General features: G+C 20.3%; 8 protein-coding genes and 1 tRNA gene. 3 read left to right on the top strand and 6 right to left on the bottom strand.

Translation table 25 applies throughout. From position 1 onward, the window contains the following. The first annotated feature begins 345 nt into the window (after window positions 1-345). Complete coding sequence (locus tag VAMP_RS02670; protein WP_213348945.1) at window positions 346-672, top strand: transposase; 327 nt, start codon at window positions 346-348, stop codon at window positions 670-672. 127 nt (window positions 673-799) lie between these two features. Here VAMP_RS02670 and VAMP_RS02665 read toward each other — a convergent pair whose 3' ends face one another. The 6 genes from VAMP_RS02665 to pyk all read right to left on the bottom strand — a co-directional run bounded on the left by VAMP_RS02665 (window position 800) and on the right by pyk (window position 12,586). Continuing rightward, entirely contained in the window at window positions 800-4,030 is a 3,231-nt protein-coding gene (locus VAMP_RS02665; RefSeq protein ID WP_213348943.1) for a glutamine amidotransferase-related protein, read from the bottom strand. Then, window positions 4,023-4,502, bottom strand: coding sequence for a response regulator transcription factor (locus tag VAMP_RS02660; RefSeq protein WP_213348941.1), 480 nt, complete (start codon window positions 4,500-4,502; stop codon window positions 4,023-4,025). The genes VAMP_RS02665 and VAMP_RS02660 overlap by 8 nt, the downstream gene beginning before the upstream one ends. 33 nt (window positions 4,503-4,535) lie before the next feature. Then, window positions 4,536-6,350, bottom strand: a complete 1,815-nt coding sequence (locus tag VAMP_RS02655; protein WP_213348939.1) for a PAS domain-containing sensor histidine kinase — start codon at window positions 6,348-6,350, stop codon at window positions 4,536-4,538. A gap of 90 nt (window positions 6,351-6,440) precedes the next feature. Further along, window positions 6,441-9,641, bottom strand: coding sequence for an SNF2-related protein (locus VAMP_RS07010; protein ID WP_213348937.1), 3,201 nt, complete (start codon window positions 9,639-9,641; stop codon window positions 6,441-6,443). Between the two features lie 27 nt (window positions 9,642-9,668). Further along, entirely contained in the window at window positions 9,669-10,985 is a 1,317-nt protein-coding gene (gene der / locus VAMP_RS02645) for a ribosome biogenesis GTPase Der (protein WP_213348935.1), read from the bottom strand. Window positions 10,986-11,149: 164 nt separating this feature from the next. Next, window positions 11,150-12,586: a pyruvate kinase gene (gene pyk / locus VAMP_RS02640; RefSeq protein WP_213348933.1), complete on the bottom strand. Its 1,437-nt coding sequence runs from the start codon at window positions 12,584-12,586 to the stop codon at window positions 11,150-11,152. 301 nt (window positions 12,587-12,887) lie between these two features. On the opposite strand from pyk, the gene VAMP_RS02635 reads away from it, so the two are divergent. Together VAMP_RS02635 and VAMP_RS02630 are read left to right on the top strand one after the other, a co-directional pair. Further along, window positions 12,888-12,963: transfer RNA gene (locus VAMP_RS02635), tRNA-Arg, on the top strand. Window positions 12,964-13,078: 115 nt separating this feature from the next. Continuing rightward, window positions 13,079-13,996 carry a thymidylate synthase gene (locus VAMP_RS02630; protein WP_213348931.1) on the top strand — a complete coding sequence of 306 codons (918 nt, stop codon included), beginning with the start codon at window positions 13,079-13,081 and terminating at the stop codon, window positions 13,994-13,996. Window positions 13,997-14,396: the final 400 nt, after the last annotated feature.

Genomic DNA, 14,396 nt, shown 5'->3' with positions numbered 1-14,396 from the left:
TTTAAATTATTTAAAATAAAATTATAAAATTTGTGTAGTACACAAATCTATTTTTATTTTCTCGCAAATCCTTGTCTAAATCAAGGATTTAGAAATTTTGTTCTACAAAGATGAGGTTAATATATGTTTTATATTTGATAGATAATATGATGAGAAAAAAATGTTTGATATTTTGTCAAAACTAAAAACATACTTTATAGTATGTATGAAAAAAATAGATATGTAAAAATTAAGTGAAAAACAGTATAGATAGAGAACTCAATTAGTTATTTGAGAAACTTGAAAAAGGAAGTAGAGATAAGTCTGAAAGGAGACAAGAAAATGAGAGGAAAACTTTACTATTGAATGGTAAAGATATTTGACCCAAACAGTAAGAGAAAATATTATTTGGTGGTGATAAAAAATAATAAATGACAAAGAATATTTCTTACAAACAAAAAAGTATGAAATGCAAAAGAAGCTATAGAAGTAATAAAAGCATATAGTTATAGATGGTTAATAGAAGAAACATATAAATATTTAAAACAAGAATATAATTTAGAGAAAATACATTTAAGAAGTGAAGTTGAAAGACTAAATAATTATTATATGTATGCCTGTTTAGAAGTAGTTGAATATATATTACATAATTGAAAATTTTCACGAAATAGAAATCAAAGATATTGTAAGTAAAACTTTATATTGTCAATACAAAGTTATAAAATTCTAATCTTCTGCACCTAAATTAGAGAAAAAAGTGAATTTTGTTAATTCTGTAGGTAATAATATTGTTTTTAATTTTTAATAATATATATTTAAATTATATATCTAATATTGTCTTATCAACAAGTCAATCAAATGAAGCTATAGATTCTTGTAATTCTTTTTTTGTAAATGGATGAACAAGTTCTTTATAAGAAAGATTATTACCAACATCAATATTTTTATCATCTCATCAAATATACAATAAATTTGTTCATATAGAATTAATATAATTCAAAATAGAAAAATTTGAATTAATATCTAAATCTTTTTGAACTATTACAACATCAAAATCACATTTTGATAAAGATAATAATCAATCTTCACAAGAAGATAGCATAGTAATATTATCTCTATTTACTCATAAATCAGAAACAAAAACAACATCCAAAAGTTTTTTCATAGAAGGTATATTATCTATTACTAATATTTTTACATTTTTCCAAAAAATATTTTCTAAACTTTTATCTAAATCATCTTTTTCAGATTCAAATTTTTTATCCAAAAACTTATCTAATCATAAAGTTTCAAGCAATAAATCTTTACTTTCCAAAAGTGGTAAAATATAAGGAGATAAAGAAGACAATTCTTCCAAAACTTTAGGATCAGATACTTCATTCATACTATCAAAAAAATTTAATAATGTTTGAAATGGCTTTATATTTATTTTATTTACATTAGATTTTTCTTCTTGTTCTTTAATTAATTCATCAAAAATATTAAGATGTAATTCAATATTATTTTTATGTTTTTCACTTTCATATAAAATAAGATAATCATAATCATTATTATCTTGCTTTAATATTTTTGATACAATAGAAGATATTTCTTTTTTAAAACGAATAGTATTTTCCAATCGCAATTTTAATGATTTAAAATTTTTTATAGAACTATTTCTACAAATATTTTCCAAATATTCTTTTCATAAATCATCTATAATTTCATCAATTTTAAAATATATTTCTTCATAATTATCATTATTAATCAAATTTATTATATGATTTATATTTAAAGATAATTTATTATCTATTTTTTTATAAATATCTTTTCAAAAAGATAAAGAATATATATAGTTATGAACTAAATTTCTTACATAAGAATTAACAATAATATCATTATTATCAAAAGTTTCTATACTTTCTACAAAAAATCATTCCATTACATGATTTGATAAATCTAATTCATCATTAAAAGGTTTTTTTTGAATAATTACAGATTTTATATCATCTTTCAAATCTGAAATAATAAATATTTTTATTGTATCAGAAAAAATATCTTGTAATTTCAAAAATTCCAAAAATCTATTTTCATATGTATATGATCTAATAATTCAATCATCTATAATAATTCATCAATCATTTAATCATTTATCTATAAGATCATACATTAAATTATAATAATCTTTATTATTTAGATGAGATGTTCATCTAACTGATAAATTTAAATCACATTTTTTTAAATCACTAGAATACTTAAATCTAATTTCTTCAAGATTATCAAAATAAGAATTAAAATCTGACACAAAAATTCTTTCAAAATATCATTTTACAAATCATAAAAAATTTAATTGTATATCATTTTTTAAATTATTAATTTTATTTTTTCAATCACTAGATTCCAAAAATTTTAAAGATTCTTCACTCAAAGAGTTTCATCAAACATAATCAAACATACTAGTACTTTCTGCAAACATAGAATCATCCAAAACAACATCTCATTTAGAAATATTTATTGAAGAAAGTATTTTTGGCAATATTTCTTTTATTTCTTTTTTTCAAGATTGTTTTTCTATATCATTTTTTATTTGTATAAATTTTTTTACAAATATTTTCAATATATCATCTGGTATTTGCCAAGAATATTTTGAATTTTTTATTCATTTGTACAAATCTATATATATTTTATCTCATACTCAAGAAAAAAGTATATCTTTTCATGAAAGATCTTTATAACTTTCTTCCAAAAAAGTTCCATCTCCTGCTCACATATCTCTTACAGTAAATACAGCATTTTTATCAATTTCTTTTTTATATTTTTGCAATTCGGATATAATTTTTGAAGTAGATTTTAATCATAAAGTATTAGATACTTCTTTTACTCACCTATCAACTTTTCGATCAAAATTTGAATTTAAATAAAGTAATCAATTATTATAAAGATAATTAAAATAATCTTCTCTTTTGGGAAAATTAAAATCAAGATAAGATTCTGATAAAAAATCTCACACTAATCTTGTAGATCTAAGTTTATTTACATTAATTAAATTCAAATTCATCTCAGAATATTCAGATTTTTCTTTATTAAATCTTGTTAAAATTTTTGATATTATATTATCAAATACTGGAATAAAAAAATGTTTATCTATACTTTCAGATAATTTTTGTTCATCAAAAGAAAGCGAATCTATATCAACTCATAATTTTGACAATTCATTTTTAAGTTTATTTATATTATCAATATCTTTAATAGGAACTTCAGGATGAAATTGTATACTCAAAAATGTTTCACTTTTATTTCAAAATCAATTTTGATCAGCTATTAATGGAACAAAATCATCATTATAATTTTTTCAAACTTTCCAAGATCTAGTAAAAACAGAATTAAATCAATTATTTTGATTTTCATTATTTAATCATACAAAACATTTTTTATAAAATTCAGGAATTTCTTTTTCAAATTGACAAGTTTTGATAGAAAAATCGCTACCACATTTTTCCATCTCATTTCAAGAAATATGTGATATTAATTGATGTCAATAACATATTCACAATAAAAAATTATTTTTTGATATATCTCATGTATTTTCTATAATATCTTTCAAAAAAGAAAAAAAGAAACTATTGGAAATAAAAGGATTTATATCAACAATATCACTGATACTTCATCATAATAATATTAAACTATTTGAATGAATATTTGATTTTAAATAATTATCCAAATCTTCTATATCTAATCATCAATCATTATATTTAATATTTACTACTTGTGTATATTTTTGATATAATTTTTCTCAATAAATTTCTTTCAAAACTTTTTCTTTAATACTCAAATATGTTCAATCACTTACTATAAGTATTGGTTTATTTGAATTATTTTGTTCATAAAGTTTTTCCGTAGTTTGCAACAAATTTTGTCTTATATTTTCTAATTTTTCTTTTGATAATAAATTAGAATTTTTTTCATTTATCAAAAATGTATCACTTAAAGCATCTGCAAGATTAGAATTAAATACTTCTTCATCATCATTATTTTTTCATTCAAACTCATCATATTCTCTTATATTATTCATCTTTTGATATTTTAATATCTAATTTAAATTTTTCTCAACAATGTGGACATTGTGAAACAAAAGTTTTATCTGCATCTGAACAAAAAATAGATTTTTTATCATCAGCCGGTCATATTGATAATATCACTTTATCAAGAACTTCTTTTGGTGTATAATCTGCTTTTACAAGATAATCATCAGCTCATAATTTTTTTGCTTTTTTTATATGATCATCACTCTTTAAATTTGAAAATATAAAAATTTTAGTTTTTAAAGATGTCTGTTCTTTTAATACTTTTAATGTTTCAAATCAATCCATATCAGGCATCATTATATCCAATAAGATTAGATCAGGTTCTTTTTCTATAGCAAGTCATAATGAATCAAATCAATTATCAGAAATAAAAACATTAAATCATCATTTTTCAAATTTAATCTTGAACATTTCAGACAATTCTTTATTATCTTCTACAATTAATATTGTTTTTTTCATTTATATATTTTTTATAAAATAAATTTTTTTGAGTTAATTATTAATAAGTATAGAAAAATAAAATTTAGTTCAAACTCATAATTTACTTTCTATATTTATTTTTCAACCTAAATTTTCTATTATAGATTTAACTATAAAAAGTCATAGACCAGTTCATTCTATATCCCTTGTAAGAGAATTTTTTACTTGTCAAAATTTTTCAAATATTTTATTTAGATCATCTTCACTTATTCATATTCCTGTATCTACAACACAAATTTCCAAAAAATCTCAATTAATTTTGGAAATTATATTTATTTCTCATCATTTTGGAGTAAATTTAATAGAATTATTTATCAAATTTACAAGAACTTGTATTAGTTTATTTCTATCACAAATAATATATAATGATTTAAAATCATTATTCAATAAAAGTTTTTGATTATTTTTTTTGGCAAGATTTAACATATCAAAATACACTTCATCAAGTAATTTTACAAAATCAAATTTGGTAAAATTAAAATTCATTTTACCAGATTCAAGTTTTTGCACATCCAATATATCATTTATCAAATAAATCAATCTCTGAGAATTAGTAATTATTTTATTTAAATATATCTTTACTTCATCATTAATATCTCATGCATCTCATTCCAATATCATTGATATATATCATTTGATAGTAGTCATAGGAGTTCTTAATTCATGACTTACAATATTTATAAATTCATCTTTAGTTTTATTTATTTCCTCCAATTTTTTTATTATATGATTTTTATCATTTTGAATTTTTGTTTCATATTGTTTTTCTTTTGTAATATTATTTTTCAAAACTAAAAATTCTTCAAGTTCTCAATTTTTACTAAATAAAGGTATAATATTTGTAAAAGCCCAAGAAAAATAATCAACATCATTTACATTTAATTTCAATTCTCATCTTCGAACTTTTTTATTTTCAAGAGATAATTTTATTTCATTTTTTAAATGAGAATCAATATCTAATATATCAAAATAATATTTATTTAAAATATTATCTTTTTTTATTTTTGATGCTTTAAAAAATATTTGATTTGCATATGTTATATTATAATTTGGCGATATTTTTAATAATATATTTGATCATTCTATTGCTTTTTGATATTCAGCAAGTTTTTTTACTGATTTTAATTCTCTCAAATCTGTCATAATTCAAACACTTCATCAATCCTTCATAGGAGCTAAACTAAGAAATACGGGTATTTTTTCTCAATTTTTTGTTATTAAATTTCATTCATATTTTGATTTTTTTCATTTTTTTCTAATATTATTATTTTCTCTAACAATTTGAGCACTAAAATTATCCCAAAACATATATGATTCTTTTCAAATTATCTCTTCAACATCATATCATAACAAATCACAAAAATTAGGATTTGCATAAATTGTTTTTTCATATTTATCTCATATCCAAACACTTTCTGACATATTTTCTACTATTGTTTTAAATAGATTATTATTATATTCTATTTCTTTTGTAACATCTTGTCTAATAGAAATAAATTCTATAATATCTCAATCATCATTCAAAATAGGTTTAATAACACTTTTTAGCCAATATCATTTTCAATTTTTTTTCTTATTTTTGATAATATAAGAAAAAATTTGTTTTTTATTTTTGATAGTATCCCACATTTCTTCAAATACATATTTTGGTGTTTCTGGATGTCTTACAATATTATGAGGTTTACCGATCAATTCATCTTTTGTATATCAAGAGATATTACAAAAATTATCATTAACATATGTTATATTTCAATAAATATCTGTTTTTGATACAATAAAAAAATCTTCAATCAATTCAAAATACTGTTTATTAACATTAATATCCATAATCTATAAAAAATTTATTTAATTAAAACTTAACTAAGTAATTTTAAGTATAAGTTTTATTAAATAAAAATCTACTAAATTTTTGATAAATTAATCAAAAATATATTTAATATCATCTTCACTTAAATTTCAAGTAAAATCTCATTCAAAAACATTTTTAATTAAATCTTTCTTTTTTTCTTGTAATTTCAAAACTTTTTCTTCTATACTATCTTTCATAATCAATTTATTTACAAATACAGTTTTTTGTTGTCAAATACGATGAGCTCTATCAGTTGCTTGTTTTTCAACGGATGAATTCCACCATGGATCCATATGTAAAACATAATCAGCTTGAGTCAAATTTAACCCTGTTCATCATGCTTTCAAACTAATTACAAATACAGATATTTCTCATGAATTAAATTTTTCTACTTGTTTTTGTCTATCTTTAGCTTTAGTTTTTCATTCAATATGGCAATAAGATATTTTTTTCTCTTTCAAAATTTGAATTATATATCATATAAATTTTGTAAATTGAGAAAATATTAATAAATTATGTCATGATTGTATCATTTCTTCAATATTTTCTTTAATATAATCAAGTTTAGCAGAATCTTTTACATTATTTCATTCAATTAACTGTGGTAATAAACTAGCTTGGCGAAGTTTCAATAGTGCATCCAAAACTTCAAAACGAGCTTTATTTAGTCATTCAGATTCAAGTTTTTTTCAAATTTGTAATTTATAAGCTTCTTTTAATTCATCATAAAATTTTTTTTGTTTTTGTGGCATTCTCAAATATGTTATATTTTCTATTTTTGGTGGAATTTCTTTCAAAACTTCCTCTTTTGTTCTTCTAATTACAAAAGGTTTAATTTTTTGTGATAATATTTTTAATTCTTCTTTATTTGCATTTTTATATTTTTTACTAAATGAACTTAAATTTCATAAAAATCAAGGCATCAAAAAATTAAATACTGACCAAAGTTCTGTTAAATTATTTTCTATAGGAGTACCTGATAATGCTAAACGATATTTTCATTTCAATTTATAAATAGATTTACTTCTTATAGCATTAGGATTTTTAATATTTTGTGATTCATCTACAACTATATAATGAAATTTTTGTTTTTTTAATTTTCAATCATTAACTAAATTTGCTATTATTCAATAAGAAATAATAATTATATTAGTATCTTTTTCAATATTTTCAAATCATTCTTTTCAATTTTCTATTACTTGAGCTTTTAGATTTGGAGCAAATTTATCAATTTCACTTTCCCAATTTAATGTAAGAGAAGTTGGACAAACTATTAAACTAGGAGTTTTAATATTATTATTATATTCTCTTTGCAACATTGAAATAGTTTGTATAGTTTTTCAAAGTCCCATATCATCAGCAAGAATTCATCCAAAATTATATTCTTTAAGAAAATTTATCCGTTGAAATCACTTTTTTTGATAATCTCTAAGATTAGCAATAATTTCTTTTGGCACTTCAATATTAGATATTCAATCAAAATTAGAAATTTTTTCTTTTAATTCTTTTCATTTATGATCCAAATCATATTCAAGAATTTTATCATTTTCATCATTTTCAGAATTTTTTCATAGTAATCATATATTATATTTTCATATTTTATATGTTTCATCTTCAATATTTGAATTATTAATTCCAATTTCTTCCAATTCTTTAAAAACTTTTTTAACATTATCTTTCAATTTAAATGCAGTTCAATCATCAAGTATTACAGTATTATCTCATTTTTTTATAGATTCCAATATTTTTTTTGCACTATTAATTTTTTTATCTCAAATTTTTAATTTTAAACTAGCATCAAATCGGTCTATTCATGATTTTACATCCAATTTTGCAGATAAAGTTTTACTTGATATTCTTTTAGTTTTTTGTTTATAAACAACTTTTTTACCATTTTTTTCTTGTTTTTCTATCTCATCAAAAAAAGAATCTATATTTTTTGTAGAATTTTTATAAAAAGTATTTCAAACAACTTCATCAGCCAAAACTTTTATTCAATTAACTTGATCATATAAATTATTTTCTTTTTCCAAATCTCTCTCAATAAGTTCATCTTTTTTAAAAATATATTTATTATCAAATTCATTTTCTTCCAAAATTTCATCTTTGTAAAATACATTATGTTTTACTTCTACATTTGAAAAATCATTATCAATAATAACTTCAAGATTATCATAAGGAAGTTCTTTTTTAAAATTTTCCAAACCATTTAAATCATAAGCATATTGTATCAAAGATTTATAATTTTTAGCTTTCTTAAATTCTTCAAATTCTTCTGTAGATAACTCTATATCATTAGATAATAATTCTTTAAAAGAATTAAAATCTAATGGCAAATTAAAAAAAATCAATTCATTTCAAAATTTTAATGCTGATAATAAAGAATTATTACTATAATAAAGATAATCTTTATCAATATCATATATAAGATTATCTAATACCAAAACTGGGTTAATTTTTATATTTCAATTTTCAAGTTTTTCAAAATTAAATTTTAAATTAAATAATCTTTTATTAACATTTATCGTCTCTTTATTTCATATATATATATTATCATATTTTTTAACTAAATCAAAAAATAATTCTGGATTTGAATCAAATGTTTTTTCTTCATTATAATTATAATATCAAGAATCAATTTGTGCAAAATATTCAAGCAATTTAAATTTTGCTGGAACTTTTACAAATTCATTTTTTTTAAGTTTTCTTCAAGGACTTAATACTCAATTATTTTTCAATTTACATTTAAGTAAATAAATAAACATATCTTTATAATAATATCACTTTTCATCAAATTCAATTTTAACTTTATATAATTTTTCATCTTTCCAATCATCATTGGAATTATTTTTTTTATCAAAATCAATTGTTTTCAACATATCCAAAGAAGAATTTTTTTTAAAATCTTTAATATTTATTACATCATTAAGTTTATTATCATAGACAAAATTATCATCAAACAAAAATCTATCAATTATTCACATAATAAAAGCTACTATATGTTTACACCTTCAATATGTTTTAAATGCTGGACAATCACAAGAATAATTTTTAAAATCTAAATTATATAAGTATGTCAATGAAACACTATATTTTTTACTACCTACAACAACTCAATAAAAAGATATACTTCAAAAATCAATATTTTTTACATCTATTTTAATTTCTAAAACATTTCCATACATAAAATATATACCTCATTTTCTTACCAGTTCAGAACCAAATTTATCTTCTAAATTTCTAAATAATTTTGCTTCATTTGAAACCATAACAAAATCAAATTAAATAAATAAAAATTATTTTTGTTCTCTTTCTCTAAATTCCAAAATTATAGGACATCATATAAATCAAAAATTTTTTCTCAAAGTATTAATTATCCATTTTTTGAATGCAAAATTTGCTTTTTGTTCATTATTTATAAAAAACAAAAATTTAGGAGGTCAAGATTTTATTTGAGTAGCATAATAAATTTTACATATTTTATTTTTGGAAAATCTAGGAGGATTAGTCATCCAAGCTTTATTAATAGCCTTATTTAATTGAGCAGTTGTTATTTCTTTTTTGTATTCATTTGAAATATCTTTTGCAAATTTTAATATTTTATCCAAATTATGTCAATTTTTGGCAGAAATATCAATTATAGGAATATGTTTCCCAAATGAAAGCAATGCAATTATTTGTTTAGTTCTTAATTTTAATGTTTTTTGATCAAGTAAATCAGATTTATTTAATGCAACTATAATTGGTACATTTAATTTATCTATTTGTCATATTATTGTTTTATCAGTATGAGTAAGTCAAGAATCTATATCAATTAATATTATTGTTACAGGTTTTTTGTATTGCAATAATTGTTTTGTTTTACTAAAGGCTATTTTTTCTAATCATAATATTTTTCATTTTTTTCTTATTCATGCTGTATCGTAAAGAGTATATTTTTCATTTTTAAAATTTATATCAGTTTGTATATAATCCAAAGTTGTTCATTCAGTATCTTTAACAATTGATATATCTTCTTGAGCAAATTTATTTATCAAAGTTGATTTTCAAGTATTAGGTCTTCATACAAAACTTATATCTATTGTTTTTTCTTCTTTTTCTTCAAATTGACTAATATTATTTTTGTCTATATATTCTTCTATATAATCAGAAATATTTCATAATCATTCTCAACTTTTGGAGCTACAAGGAAATATATTTTCAAATCAAAAACTATAAAAATCTCAAATATAATTTATTAAATCTGGAGAATTAACTTTGGAATCCAATTTATTTACTACCAAAATGCTTTTATTTAGTTTTCATCTTTTTATAATTAATTCTTTTATTTTTTCATCTTTCATTGTTATTCATCTTTTTCAATCAATAACAAAAATTATCAAATCAGAATCTTCAATTATTTCTTGAATATATTGTAATTCTTCATCAAAATCAGCAAGTCAAGGACTATCATAAATTTTACATAAAAAATCATCTCTTGGATAAAAATTATCACTAATTATTTGTCTTGTTGTTCATGCAATATCAGTAATTATCGCTCTATATGTTCATATAAATCTATTAAAAATAGTACTTTTACCAACATTTGTCTGTCATACCAATCATATTTTCATAAAAAAATATTTTAATTTTAATTTTAAAAATGTATATATATTTATATATATCAATTTATATAAAAATATCAATATTAAATTAATATTTTGTATACAATAAAAAATTTTTCTAAAAAACATCATCATTTTTCAGAAAAATATTAATTTAAAATAAATAATTTAAACTATAAAATAATATCATCAACATTAATTATTTGCATAATAGGAATTTCTTTTCAATTTTTGGATATATTATCTGCTATTGCTATTAATTTATCAGCTTTTGTAATTTTTCACTTTTCATAAAGTAATTTGATAGCCATATCAACATTTTCTGTATTACTAGAATCAAAATTCATTTTAATTCATTCAATTCAAAACAATATATTTATATAATTTAATGTATTTTCATTCTTTGTAAATGCAAAAACTTTATTATTAGGTTTGTAAGTTGCTGCTATTCTTGCTAATTTTCAAGTTTTAGTAAGTATAATTATTGCTTTCACTCATAAATCTTCTCATATATAAAATCAATGTTTTATTAATTTTTTCTTTTCAACATCTCTTTTATTCAATCAAATATTTTCAAAACAATTATGTTCATAATTAATATTATCTTCTGCACTTTTTATTACTTTTGACATCATATTTACCGATTCAATAGGATATGTTCATATTGTTGTTTCTCAACTTAACATTAATGCATCAGCTTTTTGCAAAACGGCATTATAAATATCTGAAACTTCTGCTCTAGTTGGAAAAGGTGAATCTATCATAGTTTCCAATAAATGAGTGGCAACAATAACAAATATTCATTTATCTCTACATTTTTGTACTATTGTTTTTTGATAATTTGGAAGTTTTTCAATATCAACTTCTATTCATAAATCTCATCTTGCTACCATTACTCAATCAGAGTTTTCTATAATTGAATCTAAATTTTCAATAGCTTCTTGATTTTCAATTTTTGAAATAATTTTGATATGTTCAGCATTATTTTCTTTCAAAAAAGTTTTTAGTTCATCAATATTTGATTTATTTCTTACAAAACTTAAAGCAATAAAATCAACTCAATTTTCTATTCCAAAAAGTATATCTTTTTTATCTTTATCAGTTATTCAAGGAAGTTTTATTTTGATTCAAGGCAAATTTATATGTCTACGAGATCATATTTTTGCAGAATTTAATGATTTAACTTCCAAAAAATCTTTTCATTTTGAAACAACTTCAACATCAAAAAGTCAAGAATCTATTCTAATTATATCTCAAATATTTAAATCTCATAAATATTCATAATCACAATACAAATCATTATTTGTACATAAATTAGAATCTTTATAAAAAATATTAAAAATATTTCACTTTTTGAAATCAATTTTTTGTTCCAAATCTCAAGTTCTTATTTCAGGTCATTTTGTATCTAATAATAAACTTAAATTAGTTATTCATTGAATATTAAGATTTTTTATTTTTGATATAATATCTTTTACAGAATCATAATCAGCATGAGAAAAATTAAATCTTATTACATTTACTCAATTTTGATATAAAGAAATTAAGCTATTTTCATCTTTAGTAACTGGTCACACTGAAGCAATAATTTTTGTTTTCTTATCTATCATAGATATATACAGTATAATTTATATAAAAATTACTTATACAAATATAATATTTTTTTTCAAGCTTTTTTAATATATTTATATTTAATATAGACTAGCGTTGTTTACACAAAAAAATATAATAAATAAAATTTTTATTTGTGTAAAACAACAAAATAGAAATCAAAGAAATTACCTACAGAATCAACAAAATCAACTCTTTTCTCTAATTTAGGTACAGAAGATTAAAGTAAAAAGATTTGAAATTTTAAAAAAAAATAATTATACTATTATTCATATCAAATGTATCAATTTTTTTCAATAAAGGGAGGTGGTGTCTAACTGGTTTAACATACTAGTCTCCGAAGCTGGTGCTCTAGGTTCGAATCCTAGCCTCCCTGAATATTTAAATAAGTTTTTAAATTCATTCACATAAAGTGATTGATTTTTTTATATAAATCAATTATATTTTATGTAAAACAGTTTTGTTTTAAAATTAAAATTTATCTTAAAAAAATGTCAAATTCAGAAAAACAATATCTTGATTTATTAAAAATGTTGTTATTAGAATGAAAAGAAAAAAATGATAGAACTTGAGTATGAACTATAAGTAAATTTGGGTATCAAATGAGATTTGATTTATCAGAATGATTTCCTTTATTAACAACAAAAAAAATTTTTGTAAAATCTATAATTCATGAATTACTTTGGTTTATTAGTGGTTCTACAAATATAAAATATTTAGTAGATAATGATGTCAAAATTTGGAATGAACGACCATTTCAATCATATCTAAAGTCTAATTGATTGTTAGATAAATATCCTAAATATTCAAATTCTTGGAAAGAAAAAATGCTTTTGTTTACAAAAAGAATAAAAGAAGATAATGATTTTGCCAAAAAATACTGAGAATTATGACCAATATATGGAAAACAATGGAGAAATTTTAATTGATTTGACCAAATTTCTTGGTTAATAAATGAAATAAAAGTAAATCCAAATTCTAGAAGATTGATAGTTTCTGCTTGGAATGCATCTGAAATTTTGGAAATGTCAAAATCTTGATTACCACCTTGCCATACTTTATTTCAATTTTATATACAAAATTGAAAATTATCTTGTCAATTATATCAAAGAAGTGCTGATGTATTCTTATGAGTACCTTTTAATATTGCAAGTTATTCATTTCTTATTCATATGATCGCACAAGTTTGCGATTTAGAAGTTTGAGAATTTATACATAGTTTCGGTGATGTTCATATTTATCAAAATCATATTGAACAAGTAAATTTACAATTATCTAGAACTCCAAGACAATTACCTAAATTAAAATTAAATAAAGAAATTAAAAATATTTTTGATTTTAAATATAAAGATTTTGAAATATTATGATATAATCCTTATAACCCTATTAAAGCAAATGTAGCAATTTAATATATCTTTTATTTAAATCTTCTGCACTTAAAAAATTATGAAAATACAGTTAAATAGTATTGAAAAGATAAATAAAATGAGTCATCAAATCATTGATAAGATAGACTTTGAATGTTAATTACTTAATCAAGTAATTTTACTTATTCAGAATTTTCTTGAAGATATAAATTAAATTCAAGATTTGATGATAAAGAAAGTTTTATAGAATGATTACTGTAAATAATGTTAGTCTATATTACAAGTGAGGAGGAAGTGAGAGTTGTGGAGGAGAGTTTTACCTCATCTTTGTAGAACAAAATTTCTAAATCCTTGATTTAGACAAGGATTTGGAAGAAAATAAAAATAGATTTGTGTACTACACAAATTTATAATTTTATTTTAAATAATTTAAATATTTTTT

This window comes from Candidatus Vampirococcus lugosii (genome assembly GCF_018420025.1).
Lineage (GTDB): Bacteria > Patescibacteriota > Gracilibacteria > Absconditabacterales > Absconditicoccaceae > Vampirococcus > Vampirococcus lugosii.
The sequence above is the reverse complement of the archived record's forward strand: the minus strand, read 5'-3'. Positions and strand labels throughout refer to the sequence as shown.